The organism is Paenibacillus chitinolyticus (assembly GCF_045038035.1).
Classification (GTDB): domain Bacteria; phylum Bacillota; class Bacilli; order Paenibacillales; family NBRC-103111; genus Paenibacillus_F; species Paenibacillus_F chitinolyticus_A.
The window spans coordinates 2,093,078-2,115,423 of record NZ_CP173427.1; the positions used below are offsets into that span (position 1 = coordinate 2,093,078).

Annotated in this window: 27 protein-coding genes; all 27 read left to right on the plus strand. The window is 50.1% G+C overall.

Translation table 11 applies throughout. The features are described 5' to 3' along the window. The 27 genes from trmFO (at nucleotide 1) to flhB (ending at nucleotide 22,336) form a co-directional block, all read left to right on the plus strand. Nucleotides 1–1,329, plus strand: a complete 1,329-nt coding sequence (trmFO, locus tag ACI48J_RS09600; RefSeq protein WP_326050785.1) for an FADH(2)-oxidizing methylenetetrahydrofolate--tRNA-(uracil(54)-C(5))-methyltransferase TrmFO — start codon at nucleotides 1–3, stop codon at nucleotides 1,327–1,329. Between the two features lie 159 nt (nucleotides 1,330–1,488). Continuing rightward, a complete protein-coding gene (hslV, locus tag ACI48J_RS09605; protein ID WP_009674471.1) occupies nucleotides 1,489–2,040 on the plus strand; it encodes an ATP-dependent protease subunit HslV in 552 nt (183 codons plus the stop codon). Between the two features lie 76 nt (nucleotides 2,041–2,116). Continuing rightward, complete coding sequence (gene hslU, locus ACI48J_RS09610; RefSeq protein ID WP_405082594.1) at nucleotides 2,117–3,517, plus strand: ATP-dependent protease ATPase subunit HslU; 1,401 nt, start codon at nucleotides 2,117–2,119, stop codon at nucleotides 3,515–3,517. Between the two features lie 63 nt (nucleotides 3,518–3,580). Next, complete coding sequence (codY, locus tag ACI48J_RS09615) at nucleotides 3,581–4,366, plus strand: GTP-sensing pleiotropic transcriptional regulator CodY (protein ID WP_009674483.1); 786 nt, start codon at nucleotides 3,581–3,583, stop codon at nucleotides 4,364–4,366. A gap of 220 nt (nucleotides 4,367–4,586) precedes the next feature. Next, nucleotides 4,587–5,000, plus strand: coding sequence for a flagellar basal body rod protein FlgB (gene flgB, locus ACI48J_RS09620; RefSeq protein ID WP_326050788.1), 414 nt, complete (start codon nucleotides 4,587–4,589; stop codon nucleotides 4,998–5,000). Between the two features lie 3 nt (nucleotides 5,001–5,003). After that, a complete protein-coding gene (gene flgC / locus ACI48J_RS09625; protein WP_326050789.1) occupies nucleotides 5,004–5,453 on the plus strand; it encodes a flagellar basal body rod protein FlgC in 450 nt (149 codons plus the stop codon). Between the two features lie 25 nt (nucleotides 5,454–5,478). Then, nucleotides 5,479–5,790, plus strand: coding sequence for a flagellar hook-basal body complex protein FliE (gene fliE, locus ACI48J_RS09630; protein ID WP_405083200.1), 312 nt, complete (start codon nucleotides 5,479–5,481; stop codon nucleotides 5,788–5,790). A gap of 49 nt (nucleotides 5,791–5,839) precedes the next feature. Beyond that, nucleotides 5,840–7,417 carry a flagellar basal-body MS-ring/collar protein FliF gene (gene fliF, locus ACI48J_RS09635; RefSeq protein ID WP_405082595.1) on the plus strand — a complete coding sequence of 526 codons (1,578 nt, stop codon included), beginning with the start codon at nucleotides 5,840–5,842 and terminating at the stop codon, nucleotides 7,415–7,417. Between the two features lie 12 nt (nucleotides 7,418–7,429). Next, nucleotides 7,430–8,449: a flagellar motor switch protein FliG gene (gene fliG, locus ACI48J_RS09640; protein WP_405082596.1), complete on the plus strand. Its 1,020-nt coding sequence runs from the start codon at nucleotides 7,430–7,432 to the stop codon at nucleotides 8,447–8,449. Continuing rightward, nucleotides 8,442–9,275: a flagellar assembly protein FliH gene (fliH, locus tag ACI48J_RS09645; protein ID WP_405082597.1), complete on the plus strand. Its 834-nt coding sequence runs from the start codon at nucleotides 8,442–8,444 to the stop codon at nucleotides 9,273–9,275. The genes fliG and fliH overlap by 8 nt, the downstream gene beginning before the upstream one ends. Continuing rightward, nucleotides 9,272–10,597 carry a flagellar protein export ATPase FliI gene (fliI, locus tag ACI48J_RS09650; protein WP_009676765.1) on the plus strand — a complete coding sequence of 442 codons (1,326 nt, stop codon included), beginning with the start codon at nucleotides 9,272–9,274 and terminating at the stop codon, nucleotides 10,595–10,597. The genes fliH and fliI overlap by 4 nt, the downstream gene beginning before the upstream one ends. 7 nt (nucleotides 10,598–10,604) lie before the next feature. Continuing rightward, nucleotides 10,605–11,051, plus strand: a complete 447-nt coding sequence (fliJ, locus tag ACI48J_RS09655; RefSeq protein ID WP_009676776.1) for a flagellar export protein FliJ — start codon at nucleotides 10,605–10,607, stop codon at nucleotides 11,049–11,051. 24 nt (nucleotides 11,052–11,075) lie between these two features. Then, the gene (locus tag ACI48J_RS09660; RefSeq protein WP_326050796.1) at nucleotides 11,076–11,978 is read left to right on the plus strand and encodes a magnesium transporter MgtE N-terminal domain-containing protein; all 903 of its coding nucleotides are present in this window, start codon (nucleotides 11,076–11,078) and stop codon (nucleotides 11,976–11,978) included. A gap of 30 nt (nucleotides 11,979–12,008) precedes the next feature. After that, entirely contained in the window at nucleotides 12,009–13,406 is a 1,398-nt protein-coding gene (locus ACI48J_RS09665; RefSeq protein WP_405082598.1) for a flagellar hook-length control protein FliK, read from the plus strand. Between the two features lie 44 nt (nucleotides 13,407–13,450). Next, entirely contained in the window at nucleotides 13,451–13,912 is a 462-nt protein-coding gene (locus ACI48J_RS09670) for a flagellar hook capping FlgD N-terminal domain-containing protein (protein ID WP_326050799.1), read from the plus strand. After that, nucleotides 13,909–14,283, plus strand: coding sequence for a TIGR02530 family flagellar biosynthesis protein (locus ACI48J_RS09675; protein ID WP_009676749.1), 375 nt, complete (start codon nucleotides 13,909–13,911; stop codon nucleotides 14,281–14,283). The genes ACI48J_RS09670 and ACI48J_RS09675 overlap by 4 nt, the downstream gene beginning before the upstream one ends. 120 nt (nucleotides 14,284–14,403) lie before the next feature. Further along, nucleotides 14,404–15,234, plus strand: coding sequence for a flagellar basal body rod protein FlgG (gene flgG, locus ACI48J_RS09680; protein ID WP_405082599.1), 831 nt, complete (start codon nucleotides 14,404–14,406; stop codon nucleotides 15,232–15,234). A 62-nt stretch (nucleotides 15,235–15,296) separates the two neighbouring features. Further along, entirely contained in the window at nucleotides 15,297–15,518 is a 222-nt protein-coding gene (locus tag ACI48J_RS09685; RefSeq protein WP_326050803.1) for a flagellar FlbD family protein, read from the plus strand. Continuing rightward, a complete protein-coding gene (locus ACI48J_RS09690) occupies nucleotides 15,518–15,964 on the plus strand; it encodes a flagellar basal body-associated FliL family protein (RefSeq protein ID WP_405082600.1) in 447 nt (148 codons plus the stop codon). The genes ACI48J_RS09685 and ACI48J_RS09690 overlap by 1 nt, the downstream gene beginning before the upstream one ends. Nucleotides 15,965–16,005: 41 nt before the next feature. Continuing rightward, the gene (gene fliM / locus ACI48J_RS09695) at nucleotides 16,006–17,004 is read left to right on the plus strand and encodes a flagellar motor switch protein FliM (RefSeq protein WP_369993940.1); all 999 of its coding nucleotides are present in this window, start codon (nucleotides 16,006–16,008) and stop codon (nucleotides 17,002–17,004) included. Then, on the plus strand, nucleotides 16,994–18,280 hold the full coding sequence (fliY, locus tag ACI48J_RS09700; protein WP_405082601.1) for a flagellar motor switch phosphatase FliY: 1,287 nt from the start codon (nucleotides 16,994–16,996) through the stop codon (nucleotides 18,278–18,280). Before fliM ends, fliY begins: the two co-directional genes overlap by 11 nt. Before the next feature lie 26 nt (nucleotides 18,281–18,306). Next, complete coding sequence (locus tag ACI48J_RS09705; protein WP_009676759.1) at nucleotides 18,307–18,669, plus strand: response regulator; 363 nt, start codon at nucleotides 18,307–18,309, stop codon at nucleotides 18,667–18,669. 34 nt (nucleotides 18,670–18,703) lie between these two features. Then, the gene (fliO, locus tag ACI48J_RS09710) at nucleotides 18,704–19,348 is read left to right on the plus strand and encodes a flagellar biosynthetic protein FliO (protein WP_405082602.1); all 645 of its coding nucleotides are present in this window, start codon (nucleotides 18,704–18,706) and stop codon (nucleotides 19,346–19,348) included. Continuing rightward, entirely contained in the window at nucleotides 19,335–20,111 is a 777-nt protein-coding gene (gene fliP / locus ACI48J_RS09715) for a flagellar type III secretion system pore protein FliP (RefSeq protein ID WP_009676758.1), read from the plus strand. Before fliO ends, fliP begins: the two co-directional genes overlap by 14 nt. A gap of 25 nt (nucleotides 20,112–20,136) precedes the next feature. Further along, nucleotides 20,137–20,406, plus strand: a complete 270-nt coding sequence (fliQ, locus tag ACI48J_RS09720; protein ID WP_009676755.1) for a flagellar biosynthesis protein FliQ — start codon at nucleotides 20,137–20,139, stop codon at nucleotides 20,404–20,406. Between the two features lie 6 nt (nucleotides 20,407–20,412). After that, nucleotides 20,413–21,210 (plus strand): flagellar biosynthetic protein FliR, encoded by a 798-nt coding sequence (gene fliR / locus ACI48J_RS09725; RefSeq protein ID WP_405082603.1) that lies wholly within the window; start codon nucleotides 20,413–20,415, stop codon nucleotides 21,208–21,210. Nucleotides 21,211–21,238: 28 nt separating this feature from the next. After that, nucleotides 21,239–22,336: a flagellar biosynthesis protein FlhB gene (gene flhB, locus ACI48J_RS09730; RefSeq protein ID WP_405082604.1), complete on the plus strand. Its 1,098-nt coding sequence runs from the start codon at nucleotides 21,239–21,241 to the stop codon at nucleotides 22,334–22,336. The last annotated feature ends 10 nt before the right edge of the window (nucleotides 22,337–22,346 follow it).

Sequence of the window (22,346 nt, forward strand, 5' to 3'; positions counted from 1 at the left end):
TTGACAGCAGGACAAAAAGTAACCGTAATCGGTGCCGGACTGGCGGGAAGTGAAGCGGCTTTTCAAATCGCCAGCCAGGGAGTGCCCGTTGTATTGTACGAAATGCGTCCGGTGCGGAAGACACCGGCGCACATTACCGACAAATTCGCCGAGCTTGTGTGCAGCAACTCGCTGCGTGCGAACGGTCTGACGAACGCGGTTGGCGTTCTGAAGCAGGAGATGAGGGAGCTGAACTCACTCATCCTCTCCAGTGCCGACAAGCATGCAGTACCCGCTGGAGGCGCTCTGGCGGTCGATCGTGACGGCTTCTCCGGGGAGATCACGGATACCCTCCGCAATCATCCTCTCATTGAAGTGCGCACCGAGGAACTTAAGGAAATTCCGGACGGCATTACCGTTGTGGCTTCCGGACCGCTTACCTCACCGGACTTGTCTGCAAGCCTGCAGGCGCTTATGGGCGAAGAATATTTGTATTTCTATGATGCGGCCGCGCCGATAGTCGAGAAAGACTCCATCGATATGAGCAAAGTGTATCTGGCTTCCCGGTACGACAAGGGAGAAGCCGCTTATCTGAATTGCCCGATGACGGAGGCGGAGTTCGATGCTTTCTACGAAGCACTGATCACGGCCGAAACGGCGCCTGTGAAGGAGTTTGAGAAAGAGATCTATTTCGAAGGCTGCATGCCGATCGAAGTGATGGCCAAACGCGGCAAACAAACCGCTCTGTACGGCCCGATGAAGCCGGTAGGTCTTATCAACCCGCATACGGGTGAGCTTCCTTACGCGGTCGTTCAACTTCGTCAGGATAACGCGGCGGGCACGCTGTACAATCTTGTCGGATTTCAAACGCATCTGAAATGGGGCGAACAGAAGCGGGTTCTGCAAATGATCCCGGGTCTGGAAAACGCCGAGTTCGTCCGTTACGGGGTTATGCACCGCAACACTTTTATCAACTCCCCCCGTCTGCTGAAACCGACTTATCAGTTCAAAAACCGGGATAATTTGTTCTTTGCCGGTCAGATGACCGGAGTAGAAGGCTATGTCGAATCGGCCGCATCCGGCCTGATCGCCGGTATCAACGCGGGAAGATTGGCGCAGGGGCTTGATTGCCTGCAGTTCCCGCTGGAAACCGCACTTGGCAGCATGGCGCAGTATATTACGACTGCGGACACCAAACATTTTCAGCCGATGAATGCTAACTTCGGTCTTTTCCCGCCGCTGGGCGAAAAAATCCGCAATAAAAAAATGAAGTACGAGAAGCTTGCGGAACGGGCAATTGAGACTATTCAGAATTTTTCGCAAAATACAGTCCAGTCAGCTTGTAAGTGAAAGTGCGGCTGTGTTACGATTAAGTTGTTTTGAACGACGCTGTACACAACCACTTTAAATCAAACTCCGGAAGCAGCATCAAAACAACCTTTTGCTGCTGCTTCTTATTTTCCGTTCTCTCGCAGCAAGCAGCTTCGGAAAAGAATCGAGAGGTGACCTATGGATCCGACAAATGCGACTTTTCATGCCACCACGATATTCGCCATCCGTAAAGACGGCCGCGGGGCGATAGCCGGAGACGGCCAAGTGACTTTCGGCAACAGCATGATTATGAAGAATACAGCGAAAAAAGTGCGGCGTCTGTACCGGGGAAAAGTGATTTCCGGTTTTGCGGGGTCTGTCGCGGATGCGATTACCTTGTTTGAGAAGTTCGAAGGCAAGCTGGAAGAACATCACGGAAATCTTCAGAGGGCGGCCGTGGAACTGGCGAAGGAATGGAGATCCGACCGCGTTTTGCGCAAACTGGAAGCCATGATGATCGTGATGGACGAACACGGGCTTCTGCTTATTTCGGGCAACGGGGAAATTATCGAACCGGATGACGGCATCGTTGCAATCGGTTCGGGAGGCAGCTTTGCCCTGGCGGCAGGCCGCGCCCTCTCCCGTTACGCAACCGACATGAGCGCAGCCGACATCGCGAAAGCATCGCTTGAAATGGCCGCGGATATTTGCGTGTTTACGAATCACAATATTATTGTAGAAGAAATATAACGCCGACCGACGGGCAATAGACAGGTAAGGCTTGTAACCAAGTCTTATCGGCCACTATATGAAGGAGGGGTTCCTTTTGAGCACAAGCTCCCTTACACCTAGACAAATCGTGCAAGAGCTGGACCGGTATATTGTCGGTCAGAAGCAGGCCAAGAAGTCCGTAGCCGTAGCCCTGCGTAACCGTTTTCGCCGCAGCAGACTGGAAGAATCCATGCGTGACGAGATTGTGCCCAAAAATATCCTGATGATCGGGCCGACAGGAGTGGGCAAGACGGAGATAGCAAGACGACTCGCTAAACTGGTCGGGGCCCCCTTTGTGAAGCTGGAAGCTACAAAATTTACCGAGGTCGGTTATGTGGGCAGGGACGTGGAGTCCATGGTCCGGGATCTCGTTGAAACGTCGATACGCATGGTTAAGAGCGAACGTACCGAAAGTGTGAAGGAACGGGCGGAAGAGCTTGCCAACGAGCGTCTGGTATCCATTCTGGCGCCAAGCGCGAGCCGTCCTAAATTTCAGCGCAATCCGCTGGAGATGATTTTCGGCAATCAGCAGGGCGGCCAGGAACTGGAAGAGGAGGAGAAGGATCCTCAGCTGGCAACGAAGCGCGCGCAGATCAAAGAACAGCTTCAGCGCGGTGAACTCGAAAATTACATCGTCGAAGTCGATGTGGAAGATAATTCTCCCTCCATGCTGGATATGCTGGCTGGCCAGGGGCAGGATCAAGCCGGCATGAACATGCAGGAGATGTTCGGCAGTCTCCTGCCGAAACGCACGAAGAAGCGGAAGCTTCCCGTAAAAGAAGCCAGAAAAGTGCTTACACAGGACGAAGCGCAGAAGCTGATCGATATGGATGAGGTTATTCAGGAATCCATCCGGCGTGCCGAACAAAGCGGAATCATTTTTCTGGATGAGATCGATAAAATCGCGGGCAACGGCCGTGGAAGCGGCGGACCGGATGTTTCTCGCGAAGGCGTCCAGCGGGATATTCTCCCGATCGTGGAAGGCTCCACGGTCGTAACGAAGTATGGGCCTGTCAAAACGGATTATATTCTGTTTATTGCGGCCGGTGCTTTTCACGTTTCCAAACCTTCCGATCTGATTCCGGAGCTTCAGGGTCGTTTTCCGATCCGGGTAGAGCTAAGCAATTTAACGCATGAAGATTTTGTTTCCATTCTTAAGGAACCTAAAAACGCGTTAACCAAGCAGTACACCGCTTTGCTGGAAACCGAAGGAATCCGGATTGATTTCAGCCAGACCGCGATCGAAGAGATTGCGCGCATTGCCGTCGAAGTCAATCAAAGTACGGAAAACATCGGTGCGCGGCGGCTGCATACCATTTTGGAGAAGCTGCTGGAAGATTTATCGTTCGAAGCTCCGGAATTAAATCTGGAGGAAATGGTAATCACGCCTGAATACGTCCGCGAGAAGCTGGGCGATATCGTTCAGAACCGGGATTTGAGCCAATATATTTTGTAACCGGAAGGCGTGGCCCGCCTTCGGTTTTCTATTCTTGGGTATAAGATTGTAGGAGGCAAGCCAATGACCTTGTTGAACAAAACGAGAAGGCTTAACCGTCTGCTCCAGAAGGAGGCGGTGAGTGCTGTCAGTTTTATGGATATGGCCGAGGTTTTGCGGGACACCATTCACTCCAATGTGTATGTGGTCAGCAGACGAGGCAAATTGTTAGGATACGCGACGACGAATGAGCTGCCGACTTCGGCAATCAATCGAATCGTGGCGGATGAGAAAAGATTCTCGCCGGAATTCAATCATTTTCTTCTAAAGGTGGATGAAACCACTTCGAATTCGGATGCGCTTGAAATGTTTCCGACTTTTGTGGAAGAAATGAAGAACTTAAGAGAATATACCTACTTCACCATTGTGCCGATTTTGGGAGGCGGCGACAGACTTGGGACTTTAGTCCTATGCAGAACGCACTCTGCCTTTACGGATGATGATTATATCTTGGCAGAGTATGGGTCGACAGTCGTAGCAATGGAAATCCTTCATATGCGGGCGGAAGAGGTTGAGCAGGAGGCAAGAAGCAAGGCAGTGGTTCAGGTCGCCATCGGTTCTTTGTCGTTCAGCGAACTGGAGGCAGTGGAGCATATTTTCGAAGAATTAGAAGGAAAAGAAGGACTTCTCGTTGCAAGCAAGATTGCAGATCGTGTCGGAATCACTCGATCCGTGATCGTAAATGCGCTCCGTAAACTGGAAAGCGCGGGTGTCATTGAGACGCGTTCTCTTGGCATGAAAGGAACGTACATTCGCATATTGAATGATCAATTGATGCAGGCGATTGACCAAGTTAAGTCTAAAATGTAACAAAAATTTCATACTTATACATGAACCAAACAAAGGCCCATCTTCCTAAAGATAGGGCTTTTTTCTCATTGTCTATTTCCAGACTTTTCTTCATGATAATTTTAGCAACATTATTCTACATAATGTACACACTTTGAATAATCCTTGTGTCGAAGTTAGGAGGAATGTGAAGTTTCATTATGGAATTTAGTTTCATAAAGACATAAAAGGTGGGGTAACCATGTTCTTGCTAAACCAAGCCGGATTTCAGTGGATGGAGAAATCGCTGGATGCATCAGCCCTCCGGCAGCGGGTGATTTCCAACAATGTGGCCAACGCCGACACTCCTCATTTTAAAAGGTCAGACGTTCTGTTCGAGGAATTGCTCCAAGAGAAGATGACCGGAAACCAGCCGGTATTGGAAGGCAGACGCACAAATTCGAGACATCTGCAGATTCCGTCTAATACCAACTTACCCGGCCAAGCGGTTGTTGAATCAGATCCGAACAGTTTGATGAACAACAATTTAAACAACGTCGACATGGATTACGAGATGTCATTGATGGCCAAAAATCAGCTTAAATACAACACGATGATACAAGAGATGAATAACGAGTTCCGTAAACTGAAGATTGCGATGGATGGGAGAAGATAACGGATGAGAATTACGAATAGCTTTGACATCAGCGCATCGGCATTAACGACGCAGCGTTTAAGAATGGATGTCATCTCTTCGAATATCGCGAATGCGGATACGACCCGGGCATCATTTGTGAACGGACAGTGGACACCCTACCAGCGCAAAATCGTTTCGGTCGAACCGAAAAACCAGCCAACGTTCGCTCAAATGCTCAACTCGGCAATGACGGACGGGACGGGGCAGGGGGTCCGGGTATCCAGTATTTCCGGTGATACGACTCCATTCAAGCAGGTTTACAATCCCTCGCACCCGGATGCCAATCAGCAGGGGTACGTCATGATGCCGAACGTCGATGTCGCCAAGGAAATGGTGGATATGATTTCCGCCACAAGGTCTTACGAAGCAAACGTAACGGCTCTCAACGCAAGCAAAGGCATGATTACCAAAGCGCTTGAAATCGGCAGATGATAAAAGATAAAAAAGGAGAATGAGTGTGGTAAACCCGACTTATCTAAATGCATTTTCTCCGGTGCAGACAATTAAGCAGCCGGTGGGGAGCGAGCCTGCAAGTGCCTCCCAATTTACAAAGCAGTTTTCCTCATTTCTCAGCGAGGCCATGAATGGGTTGAATTCGGATCAGCGTACGGTAGACGGACTCAACCAGCAGTTTGCCAAAGGGGAATTATCGGACGTCCATCAATTGATGATTGCTTCCGAAAAAGCATCGCTCGGTTTAGAGTTCACCGTCCAGGTGCGCAATAAAGTCGTGGAAGCTTATCAGGAAGTCATGCGGATGCAGCTTTAACGGCGGCTGAACCATGATCGACATTGATTGAATCGGATGGGGTGACATTGTGAACGAAAGATTGCTCCAATATTGGGAGAAAGCCAAACAGTATTGGAATCAATATAGCAAAACGACCAAGCTTACTTTTGTAGCTGCATTGTTCGTTCTCCTATTGACTATTGGAATCATCAGCTACAATCTCGCGAAAACCGAGTACTCACTGGCGTATACGAATCTCCAGCCGGCAGATGCCGCTGCGATTAAAGGGTACCTGGACACGGCGAAAATCCCTTATAACCTCAGTTCCGACGGAAAAAGCATCGAAGTGCCGAAGAACGAAGTCGCCAATGTCAAGCTGGGCATTGAATCGCAAGGCTTGAACAAAGGAAGTTCGATCGGTTACGACGCATTCGCTTCGGACAGTGCCTTCGGAATGACGGACAACGAGTTTAAAGTGAAGTATTTAAGCGCGGTTCAGGGAGAGCTTCAACAGCTTATTAACTCCAATGAAGCGGTGGATAAATCGAAGGTTCTGATTTCGATGCCGGATGAGACGGTGTTTCTCGCCAATCAAAAGCAAGAAGCCACGGCGTCGGTTGTACTGAACGTGAAACAGGGCTATTCGCTGGATCAGGGGCAAGTAGACACGATTTATAACCTCGTTTCACACAGCGTTAAAAATTTGCCGCTGCAGAACATAACGATTTCCGACCAGTACGGACAGTTCCTGGCTTACTCCAAGGAAACGAACGGCGGCCAAAGCACTTCAGGTCTGGTTCAGAACCAATTCGACATCAGACGCAAGTTTGAAACAAGTGTACAGGGCAATATTACAAATCTTCTCAACAAAATGCTCGGTCCCGACAAAGTGGTGGTCAGTGTTTTCTCGACGATGAACTTCGACCAGAAGAAAACGACGGAAAATCTGGTTACGCCGCCTAATGTGGAAGACAAGAAGGGACTTGAAATTTCTACCCAGGAATCCTCCAAAACTTCTACGAGTACGGGAGGAAATACGGGGGGAGTGGCCGGAACCGGTCAGACGGACGTGCCTGGTTATCCGGGAGGAGCCGCATCCGGTAATGCCAACTCCGAAGAAAGCAGCAAAACGGTCAATTACGAAATTAACCGCATCACGAACGATATTATCCAGACGCCTTATGTCGTCAAAGATATCAGCATCAATATCGGATTTGATTCAACCGGAAAAGACCAGGCCGCGGTAGCGGAATTGAAAGGTCTTATCGAAGGGCAAATGGCGAACATTGTTCGTGCGTCGCTTGCCGACAACAAGGTGGAATACACAGCGGCTCAAATTCAGGACAAAGTGAAAGTGGTTCCTCAAACATTCGTAACACCATCCGGAATTGCGGGTACGAATTGGCAGCAATATCTTCTGTACGGCGGAATCGGTTTGGCTGCTCTGCTGCTCGGTGCGCTCGGGATGTACGCCATCAGAAGAAAGAAAAAAGCTGGAGAAGAAGAGGATGAGCTTGACCTTCCACCGGCAAAAGTGGAATATCCTACGATCGATATCGAGAATGTCTCCAACGAAAATCAAGTACGCAAGCAATTAGAGACGCTAGCCAAGAAAAAGCCGGACGAATTTGTCAATTTGCTTAGAACCTGGCTGGTGGATGAATAGAGGTGTGGGTGTTTGGCAAGAGGAGCAATACAGCAGGGGTTAACGGGAAGGCAAAAAGCGGCGATTCTGCTTATCAGCCTCGGACCGGAAGTTTCTGCTCAAATTTTCAAGCATTTGCGCGAAGATGAAATTGAGCAGCTTACCCTCGAAATCGCAAATGTACGCAAGGTAGACGCATTAGAGAAAGAATCGATTTTATCGGAGTTCCACCAAATTTGCCGGGCTCAAGAATACATCTCCCAAGGCGGTATCGCCTATGCGAAAGAAATTCTTGAAAAAGCGCTCGGTTCCAACAAAGCCGTCGATATTATTAACCGGCTGACGGCTAATCTGCAGGTAAGGCCGTTCGATTTTGCCCGAAAAGCGGATCCTGCACAGATATTGAACTTTATCCAAAACGAGAATTCGCAGACCATTGCACTCGTCCTGTCATATCTGCAGGCGGAACAAGCCTCGATTATATTGTCCTCCCTGCCGCAGGAGAAGCAGGCGGATGTTGCGAAACGGATCGCTCTGATGGACAGCACATCACCGGAAGTGATCTCTCAAGTGGAGAGAGTGCTCGAACAGAAACTCTCGGCCACCGTTACACAGGATTACACATCGGCCGGCGGTATTTCTTCGATCGTTCAAATCTTGAACGGAGTAGACAGAGGTACGGAGCGCACCATTCTGGGTTCGCTCGAAATTCAAGATCCCGAACTCGCCGAAGAAATCAAGAAGCGGATGTTCGTTTTCGAAGATATCGTCAATGTGGACAACCGTTCCATTCAGCGCATTGTACGCGATATCGAGAATGCCGACCTTCAGCTTGCGCTTAAAGTGGCGAGCGAGGAAGTCCGCGAAGCTATTTTCCGCAACATGTCCAAACGGATGGCGGAGACGTTCAAAGAAGAAATGGAATTTATGGGCCCGGTTCGGCTGCGCGACGTCGAAGAAGCGCAAACCCGGATCGTATCAACAATTCGCCGCCTAGAAGAATCCGGAGAAATCATCATCGCACGCGGTGGAGGAGACGATATTATTGTCTAACATCCTAAAGCCTTTCCATTATGCTCCTGCGGATGAGACAAACGCTTACCGGGTACCGGTCAAACCGATTTATACGCCGCAGGCTGAGCTTCCGGAAGATGAACCGCGGTTCACTCCAGAAGAAGAAGCGCAGCTGAGCGAAGCGGAAAGCTTAAAACGGCATATTCTCGAGGATGCTGAATCCTTCGCGCAATCCCATATGCAGCAGGCGATCCAGGAAGTATCCGAACTGAAAGAACAGACCGAAGCCGAGATCGAAGCTTGGTGGATGCAGCGGCGCGAAGAAGATGAGCGGCATCAGGAGCAGGCCCGGACAACCGGTTACGAAACGGGTTATCAAGAAGGCTTGGATCAAGCCCGGCAGGATGTCAGCCAGCAGTACGATGAGATGTTATCGGAAGCGCGGCAGGTACTGCAGCAGGCTTACCAGGTAAAACAGCAGGTCATTCAGGAAGCGGAACCTTTTCTCATCGAATTAAGCTGCTCCATTGCGGAGAAAATCATTTCCAAGCAGCTGACCGTATCGCCCGAATGGATGATCGAAACGATTCGCAGCGTACTGGTTCGTCGAAAAGAGAGCGGAACGATCACGCTCTGCGTAGCGCCCCGTTACTTCGCTTACATTCAGGATGCCCGTGAAGAACTGCTGTCGGCAATCGACTCGCAGGCCGAGCTGGAAATCATCCCGGATGCGAGCGTTCAGGACGAAGGCTGTGTAGTCCGTTCCACGTTCGGAAGCATTGACGCCCGCATCGATACGCAGCTTCACGAAATCAAGCTTGCCTTGCAGCGAATTGCCCTTCACGGCGAAGGTGACGAATCATGAGTCAAGGAAGCCCGAATGCAGGCAAATATGTAGACTTTCTAAGGCAGCTGGATCCTGTCCGGGTAAACGGCAAAGTGACGCAAGTGATCGGTTTGACCGTTGAATCGGAAGGTCCGGATGTAAGTATCGGTGAGCTATGCCACATCTATCCTCATAAATCCAATCAACCGCTGATGGCGGAAGTTGTCGGATTCAGAGGCAATAAGGTCATTCTGATGCCGCTTGGCGAACTTGAAGCGATCGGCCCCGGATGCGATGTGGTCGGAACGGGCAAGCCGCTGACGGTACAGGTCGGTCACGAACTGCTGGGTAAAGTGTTAAACGGTCTCGGCCAGCCTTTGGACGGTTCGTTCTTACCGTCAAGAATGGCTCATGTTTCTACGAACAATGTCCCCAGCAATCCTTTGTCGAGACCGCGGGTTCAAGAGCCGCTCGGCGTCGGTGTCCGGGCCATTGACGGGCTGCTGACCGTAGGCAAGGGACAACGGGTCGGTATTTTCGCCGGTTCCGGGGTGGGCAAAAGCACTCTGCTCGGCATGATCGCGAGAAACACGTCGGCGGACGTCAACGTGATCGCGCTTATCGGAGAACGGGGCCGTGAGGTTCTCGAATTCGTCGAGAAAGATCTCGGGCCGGAAGGCCTGGCGCGTTCTGTCGTGATTGTCGCTACGTCGGATCAGCCGGCGATGGTTCGGATCAAGGGGGCCTTCATTGCGACGAGCATTGCCGAATATTTCCGTGACCGTGGAATGAACGTCATGCTCATGATGGACTCCGTAACCCGCTTTGCGATGGCTCAGCGCGAGGTCGGTCTGGCGGTCGGAGAGCCTCCGGCGACGAGAGGATACACGCCTTCGGTTTTCGCCCTTCTGCCCAAGCTGCTTGAACGGTCCGGAACCGGGTTGAAAGGCTCGATTACCGCTTTCTACACGGTGCTGGTGGATGGTGACGATATGAATGAGCCTATCGCGGATGCGGTTCGTGGTATTCTTGACGGTCATATCGTCTTGGACCGGAATATCGCCAACAAAGGCCAGTATCCCGCCATTAACGTTCTTGCCAGCGTAAGCCGGGTGATGAAAGAAATCGTTACCCAGGAGCAGCTCGACGCTGCGTCTCATCTCAAACGAATGCTTTCTGTTTATAAGGATTCGGAAGATTTGATAAATTTGGGGGCGTACCAGAGAGGTTCAAATCAAGAAATTGATATTTCGCTTCAGTATATGGATGAGATCCTTGATTTTGTTAAACAAAAAACCAATGAAAAAGTGACGTTGGAAGAAGCCCAACAGCGCTTGATCGATCATTTTTCGTTAGGATGAGGCTAATATGAAATTCCAGTATGCGTTTCAGCAGATCGTAAATTTGAAAAATAATGAGCGTTCGCAGGCGGAGTGGAATCTTTCTACTGCCATCGGCAACCTGAATCACGAAGAAAGCTCTCTTCAAGAGCTGATTCGTCTCAAAAACGAAGCCCAGGAGAAAATGCTGGAAACTTCCATGCGGCCGGTTTCCATGCTGGAGATTCGTCAGCTGCAGTCTTATGTGGATCACATCGAGCATCTGATTGCGCGCAAACGTCACGACGTCTCCAAAGCCCAGCGCCATGTGAATCACAACAGGGACCTCCTGAACGACAAAATGGTCGATGAGAAAGTCTGGACGAAAGCGCGGGATAAAGCGTTGGAGCAGTTTACCGGTTTCGTTCTGAAAAAAGAGCAAGAGGCGCTGGACGAAATTGCATCCAACCGGCATATCCGGTTGTCCTATCAGTAAACCCGCACGAAAGGAGGAGGCGTCATGGAAGAAGCAGGCACAGAGTCGTCCTCGGGCGGTAAATTGGAACGTTTTCTGGTCTGGTTTCTGATCCCGTTCGTGTTTACGGCCGTTCTTCTTGGTGTTCTTCTATCCGTTTTTGATTACGATGTGATGAAAACTGTCCAGCGGACGCTGAACAAAATCCCGGTCGTGGGGGAAATGATTCCCCTGCCGAAAGAGGATGCGCAAAGCACCCCCGCAGCCAAAGGGACGGAAGAAGATGCAGTAAAGACGAAAACCAAAGAAGTCGAGCAGTTGAACAGCAAGGTGCAGGAGCTTAAAACAGAGCTGGATAAAGCGGATCAGACGAGTGCCCAGAAGGACAAAGCGATTCTGGACCTCAAGCAGCAGAAGGCGGAGCTGGAAGATAAAGAGCTGGCCAAACAGGATGAAGAGTACGACAAGAAAGTACGGGAACTTGCTTCGGTTTATGCGAAGATGATGCCGAGTAAGGCCGCTCAAATCATTCAAAACCTGAGTCCGCAGGAAACGATTCTCGTTCTGAATGCGATGAAAACAGACGAACGGGTAAAAGTGCTTGAAAAAATGGATCCGAAGAAAGCGGCGGACGCTTCGATCGCACTCAAGGATCTGACAACTTCCCAGGATCAAAAAATCGCGGCACTCCAGGATCGTCTCGTTCTCCAGCAAAAACCGGATTCCGCGCAAAAGAAGATGACTTCGGCTGAGCTGAGCCAGACGTTCGCATCGATGGATGCGTCCAAAGCCGCGAAAGTGTTAACCGATATGTACGGGAAAAACTCGGCTCAGGTGTTAACCATACTAAGGGAAATGGACACGAGCAAGCGTGCCGCATTAATGGGCGAAATCGCGGGCATCAGCAAGGAAACCGCGGCATCCATTACCGGTAATCTGGTTCCATAAATTTTTAATGAAAGGAGGTGAAAATAAACAATGGAAATGCCAGTAGCAAGTACGACTTCGTCCGCCCCGTCAGCAGGATCTACGGCGGTTAAAGCGGGAACGGCAAAGACTACGGCAGCGGCTGTAACGTCAGCAGGAAACGGCAAGAGCGATGCGGGAACTTTCCAAGAGGTGATGACCGGCCAGCTTCAGAAGGAAGCGGGTGAGGTAAATACCAGCCCCGTCGACTCCATCCTGGCCGGCCTGATTCAAGTGATTCCTTTCCTCCCGGCGCCTGTCCAGGAAGCTCTGAGCGATATGGAAGGACAAACGGGAACGGAAGGAATGGCGGACCTTTTGCTAAGTACTATACAGAGCAGTCCGGAGCTATTCAGTAAGCTAAGCCAGTCCGATGCTATGCAACAGTGGGCGAATGATGCTTCAGCTCTGCTTCAACTGTTAAGCGGCACACAGCAAACCGGATTGCAGGCCATTCAGGTTGACGGCGGCGACGCTTCGCTGAAACTTCAGAAGACGATTTTGGATTTGACGGCCATGCTTAAGCAGCAGCCGGATCATCCGCTTCTGCAGCAGCTGTCGGCCGAATTCAAGCAGCTGGTGGAAACGGCACTGCCGTCTCTTTTAAACCAGCAGCTGGCAGGTGCAACCGGTAAAGCAGCGGCTAAAGCGGCCGAACCGGAATTGACACTGCCTACTAGTGCAGCTGACAGCAACCTTAACGCCGCGGAGCCGGTGATGACCGTTACGAAGACGGGCAGCGCCAAAGCTTCGTTGGAATTGCTGGCTGCAAGAACCGGAGTCTGGAACCCGGTGAGACAAGCGGCTCATGAAACCGTTGAGGCGGTACAGACCTCCACTGCCCCGGCATCCGAAAACGAGCCGGCAGCGAATGGTTTGACAGGCCTTCAAGAAGGAATGAAAACAGCACTTCCGGAGCAGACGGCCAAAGCGGCAGCTCCAACGATTTCAGCTCAGAACTTCGCTCAGGAATTAAGTCAGTTCATGGTGAAGCGCATGAGCCTGAAAATGGGGAACGGTTTCTCGGAAGCCAAGCTTTCGCTCCGTCCGCAGCATTTGGGAACGATTGATGTGGTCCTTACAATGCAAAACGGGCAGCTGGTTGCCCAGTTTACAGCGGATACGGCACTGGGAAAAGAGCTTCTTGAAAGCCAACTCGCACATTTGAGACAATCTCTGCACAGCCAAGGCGTTCAAGTAGACAAGATGGAAGTCGGCCAAAACACCATGTCTTCCGCGATGTTCCAAGATTCCAGACAGCAGCAGTCTTCGCAGCAGTTTCTTCAGCAGCGGGGCGGCAGCGGTAGTCAGGACAATTCGGAAGAGCTTACGGAATGGAACGAAGAGTTGAAAATTTTGGAGGAAACAAGAAAAGCGGCTTTAGGAAATTCCTTCGAAACCTCGGCTTAATCAAGAGTGAACGGACAGACTCAGCTTAGATAGGAGGTGCAGCAATGGCAGAAATTTGGGGAGATTTGACCAAAACGGGCTCTACGACGAATACGGCAAGCGCAGCTTCGAAAGCCAAGGAGAAGAAGGACGGTTCGATTCTCGGCAAGGATGACTTTCTTAAAATTCTGATCACTCAGCTTCAAAATCAGGATCCTATGCAGCCGATGCAGGATAAAGAGTTTGTGGCGCAGATGGCCCAATTCACTTCGGTCGAGCAGCTGTCAAACATGGCTTCCGAGATGAAATTGCTCCGGTCTTCACTCGGATTTACTTCGAGTCTGATCGGGAAGGACATCAGCTGGATGGGCAAAACGGACAGCGGGGAAACGGTGATGGCGAATGGAATCGTCGAATCCATAATCGTCCGGGACGGTGTGCAGTATGCGACGGTAGGCGGGAAAGAAGTCAAGCTGGAGGAAGTCCTTAAGATAGAGAACTCCAAGCCGGCGGTTCCTGCGCCATGACCGAACGTATAACGGTAGGGAGACTATATCCCACTCCTCCGGCCCCCCTTCAGCGAAACGGTGGAGCCAGACCGGCTGCCGGACGCTCCGAATTCGATCAGCTTCTGCAGAGCGAACTGGTCAAGTTTAGTCATCATGCGGAAACCCGGTTGAAACAACGGGGGATTCAAATCGACAACGAGCAGTTGGCTAAGCTTGAAAACGCCATTGATAAAGCGGCCGCCAAGGGTGCCAAGGATACATTGATGGTGCTGGGTGGAACGGCCCTTATCGTGAACGTCCCGAACCGGACGGTGATCACGGCACTGGACGGAGCCAAGCTGCAGGATCAGGTTTTTACGCAAATAGACAGTGCTGTCATCATTTCATAGGAACATTGCACCACAAGGCGGGCTGGACCCAACAGGAGGCCCTGATAGCTGCGGACCGATAGAAGCGGCTTTAAAGGAAGATGCCCACCCAGGCGGGCGACATAAGAGGAGGAACTACAAATGTTAAGATCCATGTACTCCGGTATTTCGGGCATGCGCGGTTTTCAGACAAAGCTCGATGTAATTGGCAATAACATTTCCAACGTGAACACGGTAGGCTTCAAAAAAGGCCGCGTCATGTTCCAGGACATTCTGAGCCAGACGGTAGCTGGAGAAACAGCTCCGACGTCTACGACTCAGGGGGGGATTAACTCCAAACAAATCGGTCTCGGCGTTGGTACTGCTGCGATTGACACTGTACACACCGGCGGAAGTGCTATGACAACAAATGTTCCTACGGATCTAAGAATTGATGGTAATGGATTCTTCGGAGTAACTCAGAACGGACAAGATCCACTATATTTGACTCGAGCTGGGAACTTTTACGTTGATGGAGACAATTATATCGTGAATCCGGACGGTATGTATCTGATGTCAACAGCTGCCGAGCCTATCCAGCTTGCTGCTGACGCTACTAAATTTTCAATCTCTCAAGACGGAACGGTCATGCAGGTCATAGGAGGAATTCCAATTCCTTCAGATTATAAAGTGGCAGTTGTCAAAGTAGCCAATCCGGCTGGGTTGAATAAAGCTGGAGGTAATCTTTACGAATATACTCCTAATGCTGATGTGACTAACACAATAGATGTAAACTATCTTTCGAACGCATTGCCAGCTGATCCAACTACAGGCACAGGCTCTATCATCGCCGGACAGCTAGAAATGTCCAACGTGGATCTGACCGAGGAGTTTTCCGAAATGATCGTTTCCCAGCGTGGTTTCCAGGCGAACTCCCGGATTATTACCACGTCGGATGAAATTTTGCAAGAGATCGTTAACCTGAAACGCTAATAACAGGCAAAGGTAAAAGGTAAGGGGGCCTGGTCCCCCTCCTGGAACCTATGGAGGGAACCATGGTACGTTTGACCCGAATGAACGGCAAGCCGTTAGTGATCAACGCGCTTATGATTGAAATGATGGAAGAAACACCGGACACCGTGATTACATTGATTAATGGGAAAAAAATTATGGTCCTTGAACAAGAGGCAGTGGTCACAGAGTTGGTGGAACAATTTTTGAAACGGATCGGTGCGGTTCAAGCAACGATCAAGTCGGCGAATACGGAGGGCTTGTAGTGCTTAAAAATCGATTTTTTCTGATGCTGGTTTCTATTCTTGTCGCCATCACGTTAGTCTTGACGGCTGCATTCGTTTTATGGACGGTTATGGGCAATAAATCGGGATCGGCCGCTGAGGAAAAGACGCAGACTTCGGCAGAGATCAAAGAAAACACCGTCATTATGAAAGATATTACGACAAACCTGGCCAGTCAGGGCAGCTTCGTTAAAATCAGTCTGGCTTTTGAGCTGGAAAACAAAAAGGCAAAAACGGATTTCGAAAATCTGATTGATTCCCGCATCAAAGGAACAATCATCCGGACTCTTTCTGACATGAATTCCGATCAGATTTCAGGCAGCAAAGGGCAGGATAACTTGACCAACACGCTGATCAGCAAGCTTAATCCGCTTCTTAATGAAGGAAAAATAAGGCGCATAAATATTACCGACATTGTACTTGAGTAGCCTTTTACATAGATCGGATACGCACAAAGGGGGTGACTCTTATGGTTGATGTTATGTCACAGAATGAAATCGACGCTCTTCTGGCAGCTCTCTCTTCCGGTGAAATGGACGCAGAGGAACTCAAGAAAGAAGATACGCAGCGAAAAGTTCGATTGTATGATTTCAAACGGGCGGTACGCTTTTCCAAAGATCATATCCGGAGCTTAACTCGGATTCATGAGAACTTTGCCCGGTACTTGACGACTTATTTCTCGGCTCAGCTAAGAACGTTTGTCCAGATCAATGTCGTTCAGGTCGAACAACTTCCTTACGATGAGTTTATCCGCTCGATTCCCAAAATGACGATCTTGAACATTTTTGAAGCAGAGCCATTAGAGGGAAGAATGGTTTTGGAAGTCCATCCGAACGTGGCGTACGCGATGCTGGACAGGCTTCTGGGCGGTGTCGGCGTGTCTCCGCAGAAAATTGCGGCTTTGACCGAGATCGAGACGATCGTCATGGAGCGGATTTTCAGCCGGGCGTTTGAGAGCCTCCAGGAAGCATGGAAAACGATCATTGATTTGTCTCCACGGCTCGAAGCCCTGGAAACGAATCCGCAATTTATGCAGATCGTTTCTCCCAATGAAACCATCGCCCTGATTTCGTTAAGCACCAAAATCGGCGACACGACCGGGATGATCAACCTTTGTATCCCGCATGTCGTTATCGAGCCGATTATGCCCCGTCTGTCGGTGCACCACTGGTTTGTATCCCAGAAGAAAAGCCGGGCTCCCGAGGAAGTCGAGATTTTGCAGGACAGGCTGACTCAGGCCAAGCTTCCCATTATCGCGGAACTGGGAGAATCGCAAATCACGATTCACGAGTTTCTGAATCTGCAGCCCGGGGATGTCATTACACTCAACAAGCCGGTAAACGAGCCTCTGCACATCAAAGTCGGCGAGAAGCTTAAATTTACGGGCAGCGCAGGTACAACCAAGAGCAAAATGGCCGTTCAAATCGGCGAAATTGTAAACGAAGGAGCAGAAGAACATGACGAGTAAAGATTATTTGTCGCAGGAGGAAATAGACGCGCTGTTGAAGCAGGCGGTAGATGAGCGTTCCGACGATAATCCATCTTCTTCTCATTCTTCGAATATCGATGACTACTTATCCTCGCTGGAGCAGGATGCTCTGGGAGAGATCGGCAACATCACGTTCGGAAGCGCAGCAACCGCATTATCCACCCTGCTCGGCAAAAAGGTCGACATTACGACGCCTAAAGTATCGTGCATTCCGCGCGTAGAGTTGGTTAACGAATTTCCCAAACCGCACGTCGCCGTTCACGTCAACTATGTAGACGGCTTTGACGGCATCAATCTGCTTGTGATCAAGACTCGCGACGCTCAAGTCATTGCCGATCTGATGATGGGTGGAGACGGCCACGTGGAAGGCGACGAGCTGTCCGAAATTCACGTCAGCGCCGTCCAGGAAGCCATGAATCAGATGATGGGTTCGTCCGCGACATCGATGTCCACGATATTCAACCGGTTCGTGAATATCTCCCCTCCGGGAATAGATATTTTGAATCTGTCGAATGGAGAAGGAAAACTGCCGAACGAAGACGTATTTATAAAGATATCCTTTAGACTGACAATCGGGGACCTTATCGATTCGACCATCATGCAGCTTCTTCCCGTCGATTTTTCCAAAGAAATGGTAAATATCCTGATGGGCGGGGGTTCTGAAGAGGTTCACGAAGAAACAGCGGCTGCAGTCAGCGAAGAAGTACCGCCGCCAGCTGTCACCAGTCAGGCGCAAGCGGATACGAACGCTCAAGCTTATCAGCAGCCGGTTCCGGAACCGCCTTATACAAACCCGGCAGAAGCGCCGTACACGAATCCTTCGATGGGGGGCAACCCGATGCCGATGAATCAACCGCCTGTACAACAGTCATATGCACAGCAGCCGATGAATCACGCACCACAGGGAGGAAACTACGGAGGAATGAACAGGAATGTTAACGTACAGCCGGTCCAGTTCTCCAATCTTCAGCAGGGAGGATACAACCAGACAGACGACACGAACCTGAATCTGCTGCTTGATATCCCTTTGAAAGTAACGGTCGAGCTGGGAAGAACGCAGAAAGTGATCAAGGATATCTTGGAGCTTTCGCAAGGTTCGATCATCGAGCTGGATAAATTGGCCGGTGAACCGGTAGATATTCTGGTTAACAACAAACTGATCGCCAAGGGAGAAGTTGTCGTTATTGATGAGAACTTCGGCGTTCGCGTCACCGATATCGTCAGTCAGTGGGATCGCATTCAAAAAATACAATAACTATCTTTTGGGAGGATTATTTTATCATGGGGAACAGAATTTTGATCGTAGACGATGCAGCATTTATGAGAATGATGATTCGCGATATTTTGACGAAGAACGGGTATGAGGTTGTCGGCGAAGGCAACGACGGCGTACAAGCCGTAGAGAAATTCAAAGAACTGCGTCCCGACCTCGTAACGATGGATATCACCATGCCGGAGATGGATGGAATCAATGCGCTGAAAGAGATCAAAAAGATTGATCCTAATGCCAAGGTTATCATGTGCTCGGCGATGGGACAGCAGGCGATGGTCATCGATGCGATCCAAGCCGGCGCAAAAGACTTTATCGTGAAACCTTTCCAAGCGGACCGTGTTATCGAAGCCATTAAGAAAACAATGGGCTAAGCGTAAGCTTTTAATAAGGAAAGGAATGTGAAGCTTGAGAAAACAGGCAGGAAAGCTGCTTCTGGCAACGGCAGGACTGATCGTTCAGCTGCCGTTCTGGACTTCCGTTTGTTTTGGAGCACCTGAGCTGGGCGACAACACTGGGCCCGGTTCGGTAACGGGAGAGACGGGGAGTTTCGATTCGATCGTGATGATCGGAAAGGTGATTTTCTTTCTCCTTCTTATCATCGGTCTTTTTTACGGCATTATGAAGATGTTGTCGAAAAAAAGCGGATTTCGCTTCGGACGTGCCATGCAGTCGCTGGGCGGGGTGCCGCTCGGCCAAAACAAGTCGATCCAAGTCGTCGAAATCGGTGATTCGCTTTACATCGTCGGAGTTGGAGATAACATCCAGCTTCTCGAGAAAATAGCCGATGCGGGCGAGGCGGCCAGGCTCAAAGAGCAGATCACGGCACAAACCCGGGCGGCAACGGAATTTATTACAGTCGGCAAATGGCTCGAAAAAATACGCAAGAAGCCGGGTGAAAACAATGCGGTGGAAGAAGAAGAGCTTTCACCGAATTTTCACCAGGTCTTTCAGGACAAACTGCAGAATGTCGCCCAGCGCAACAAAAGCGTAGAAGAATGGCTGCAGGAAGAAAACGAACAAGATCGGTTGAAGTCAAATGAGCAAAAATAAAGGAACTCTTATTATTCTGCTTGCTTTACTTGTGTTCATGGGATGGGCAGGGAATACGGCTTATGCCGCCCCGGACCCGCAAAATCCGATTCCCGGCATTAGCTTCAACGTGGATTCGGGAAGCGGAGCTTCCGGAGCCTCAAGCACGATCAGCGTCATTTTGCTGTTAACGGTTCTGAGTCTGGCGCCTTCGTTTCTGATTCTGATGACCAGCTTTACGAGAATCGTCATTGTGCTGGGGTTCGTGCGCACGTCTCTAGGCACGCAGCAGATGCCGCCCAACCAGGTATTGATCGGACTGGCGCTGTTTCTCACCCTGTTTATCATGGCCCCGACCCTTGGGCAGATCAACGATACGGCCGTTCAGCCCTACATGAAAGGGGAATTGAATCAGACGCAGGCTCTTCAAAAAGCGTCCGTTCCCATCAAGCAGTTCATGTGGAATCATACCCGGCCTAAAGATTTGAAGCTTTTCCTGGATTACACGAAAGCGGAGGCTCCCAAAGGAGTCGAAGATACACCGCTGACAGCCCTCGTTCCGGCTTATGCCATCAGCGAGCTGAAAACGGCGTTTCAAATGGGTTTCATGATTTTTATCCCTTTCCTGGTTATCGATATGGTTATCGCCAGTACGCTGATGGCTATGGGGATGATGATGCTGCCGCCCGTTATGATATCGCTGCCGTTCAAAATCCTGCTGTTTATTCTGGTGGACGGTTGGTATCTGGTCGTTAAATCGCTGCTCCTCAGTTACAGTACATGAACGCGGAAGCTGGAGGTCGCCTAACATGAGTTCGCAATTTATCATTAAGCTGGCCGGCGAAGCGGTCTATACGGTGCTGAAAGCCAGCGCTCCGATGCTGGTGATCGCCCTGGCGGTCGGTCTTATCATCAGTATCTTTCAGGCTACGACTCAAATTCAGGAGCAGACGCTTGCATTCGTGCCGAAAATCGTGGCGGTTCTGCTGTCGGTCTTAATTTTCGGGCCCTGGATTTTGAACACGCTGGTCGACTTTACATTTAATCTATTCAACAATCTTCATCAATATATCGGGTAGGCGGCCATGGAGCTTTTGGTTCAACTTTTACCCAACGCTATGCTTATTTTTTGTCGAATGACCTCGTTCCTTGTCGTCGTACCGCTGTTTTCGTCCCGAAATGTGCCCAGTATGTTCAAAATCGGACTCGCTTTAGTTCTGACTCTGATCGTGACGGCGGCTCAAGGGACGTCTCAGCTGGTTCCGATGGACGCGCAGTATGTACTGCTGATCATCCGGGAAATAATCGTCGGCCTGCTGCTCGGTTTTATTGCCTATTTATTTTTTACGGCCGTACAAGTCGCGGGTTCCTTTATCGATATGCAGATCGGACTCGGGATGGCCAATGTGATCGATCCGATGTCGGGAACTACCGTACCCTTGATGGGCAATTTGAAGTACATGCTTGCCATGCTGCTGATGCTGAGCTTCAACGGTCACCATTTTATGCTGCAGGGTATTATGAACAGCTATGAATGGATCCCGCTGTCCAACAATTTGTTTGCCCAGCTCTACGGGGGACAGATTACCGAATTTCTGGTGAAAACCTTCTCGAGTGTTTTCTCACTGTCGATGCAGCTGGCGGCTCCCGTAGTCGCAGCGATGTTTTTGACGGACCTCGGTTTGGGTTTGCTGACGCGCGTCGCTCCCCAATTTAACATTTTCGTAGTCGGGGTGCCGCTGAAGATCATCATCGGGTTTTTCCTGATCGCCCTGTTAATGCCCGAGTTGATCGGTTTGTTTCACCACTTGTTCGACCGGATGTTCGAAGCGATGCAAAAGCTGCTTAACATAGTGGCCGGCAAAGCGCTTGAAACACCGTAGCACCTGTACGGGAAAGGAAAGGATACGTATGGAACCGCTCCGTTTGAAGCTGGACCTGCAGTTGTTCTCGCAAGAGAAGACGGAACCGGCGACACCGAAAAAGAGGCAGGACGCCCGTAAAAAAGGCCAAGTGGCGAAAAGTATGGAGCTGCCTGCTGCTTTTATCCTGTTTTTTTCATTTTTATCGTTTTACATGATCGGCGGATTTATGAAGGAACGGCTGATGGATCTGTTCTCGGGTACGCTGAGGCACGATTTGCTGATGGATGTGACCATGGCGAATGTGCGGATGTTATTTTACCGGCTGTTAATTCATTTTCTGGTTATGCTGGCTCCCATCATGATCTTGACGATGGTCATTGCTCTGGCGGGAAACTACCTTCAGATCGGAATTCTTTTTACGGGCGATCCGCTCAAAATCAAGTTAAGCAAACTGAATCCCATTGAAGGGTTCAAAAAAATATTCTCGATGCGTTCGGCCGTTGACTTTCTGAAGTCCATGCTGAAAATGAGCGTGATCGGAATCGTTGTTTATATGACGCTGTGGGACGAGAAAACGCAGCTTCTCAGCCTTAGTCATGTACCGCTGGAAAAATCGCTTCATTATATATGGTCACTGACGCTGACGTTGGGCATGAAAATCGCTATAATTCTGGTCGTGCTTGCCTTGTTCGATTACCTGTACCAGAAGTACGAATTCGAGAAAAGCATACGGATGTCCAAGCAGGACATCAAAGACGAATATAAGAAAATGGAAGGCGATCCCCTTATTAAAGGGAAGATTCGCGAAAAACAACGCCGGATGGCCATGCAGAGGATGATGCAGGAAATTCCAACGGCGGATGTCATTATTACAAACCCTACGCATTTCGCGGTGGCCATCCGGTATGATTCGGCCAATATGCAGGCTCCTAAGGTGGTTGCGAAAGGGACGGATCACGTGGCTTTGAAAATACGTGAAATTGCGAAGGAACACGGCATTATGATTATGGAAAACAAGCCGCTTGCACGGGCGCTCTATGCTCAGGTCGATCTGGAAGAGTCGATTCCGGGCGATCTGTTCCAGGCTGTGGCCGAAGTGCTGGCTTATGTATACAAAATTAAGGGCAAAGTGAAGAACGCGTAGAAAGGGGGGC

Excerpts from the sequence above, each read along its gene's own strand:
- hslV (WP_009674471.1), top strand. The coding sequence starts at position 1,489 with ATGGATCCGACAAATGCGACTTTTCATGCCACCACGATATTCGCCATC.
- codY (WP_009674483.1), top strand. The coding sequence starts at position 3,581 with ATGACCTTGTTGAACAAAACGAGAAGGCTTAACCGTCTGCTCCAGAAG.
- flgB (WP_326050788.1), top strand. The coding sequence starts at position 4,587 with ATGTTCTTGCTAAACCAAGCCGGATTTCAGTGGATGGAGAAATCGCTG.
- flgC (WP_326050789.1), top strand. The coding sequence starts at position 5,004 with ATGAGAATTACGAATAGCTTTGACATCAGCGCATCGGCATTAACGACG.
- fliI (WP_009676765.1), top strand. The coding sequence starts at position 9,272 with ATGAGTCAAGGAAGCCCGAATGCAGGCAAATATGTAGACTTTCTAAGG.
- fliJ (WP_009676776.1), top strand. The coding sequence starts at position 10,605 with ATGAAATTCCAGTATGCGTTTCAGCAGATCGTAAATTTGAAAAATAAT.
- ACI48J_RS09660 (WP_326050796.1), top strand. The coding sequence starts at position 11,076 with ATGGAAGAAGCAGGCACAGAGTCGTCCTCGGGCGGTAAATTGGAACGT.
- ACI48J_RS09665 (WP_405082598.1), top strand. The coding sequence starts at position 12,009 with ATGGAAATGCCAGTAGCAAGTACGACTTCGTCCGCCCCGTCAGCAGGA.
- ACI48J_RS09670 (WP_326050799.1), top strand. The coding sequence starts at position 13,451 with ATGGCAGAAATTTGGGGAGATTTGACCAAAACGGGCTCTACGACGAAT.
- ACI48J_RS09675 (WP_009676749.1), top strand. The coding sequence starts at position 13,909 with ATGACCGAACGTATAACGGTAGGGAGACTATATCCCACTCCTCCGGCC.
- flgG (WP_405082599.1), top strand. The coding sequence starts at position 14,404 with ATGTTAAGATCCATGTACTCCGGTATTTCGGGCATGCGCGGTTTTCAG.
- ACI48J_RS09685 (WP_326050803.1), top strand. The coding sequence starts at position 15,297 with ATGGTACGTTTGACCCGAATGAACGGCAAGCCGTTAGTGATCAACGCG.
- fliM (WP_369993940.1), top strand. The coding sequence starts at position 16,006 with ATGGTTGATGTTATGTCACAGAATGAAATCGACGCTCTTCTGGCAGCT.
- fliY (WP_405082601.1), top strand. The coding sequence starts at position 16,994 with ATGACGAGTAAAGATTATTTGTCGCAGGAGGAAATAGACGCGCTGTTG.
- ACI48J_RS09705 (WP_009676759.1), top strand. The coding sequence starts at position 18,307 with ATGGGGAACAGAATTTTGATCGTAGACGATGCAGCATTTATGAGAATG.
- fliP (WP_009676758.1), top strand. The coding sequence starts at position 19,335 with ATGAGCAAAAATAAAGGAACTCTTATTATTCTGCTTGCTTTACTTGTG.
- fliQ (WP_009676755.1), top strand. The coding sequence starts at position 20,137 with ATGAGTTCGCAATTTATCATTAAGCTGGCCGGCGAAGCGGTCTATACG.
- fliR (WP_405082603.1), top strand. The coding sequence starts at position 20,413 with ATGGAGCTTTTGGTTCAACTTTTACCCAACGCTATGCTTATTTTTTGT.
- flhB (WP_405082604.1), top strand. The coding sequence starts at position 21,239 with ATGGAACCGCTCCGTTTGAAGCTGGACCTGCAGTTGTTCTCGCAAGAG.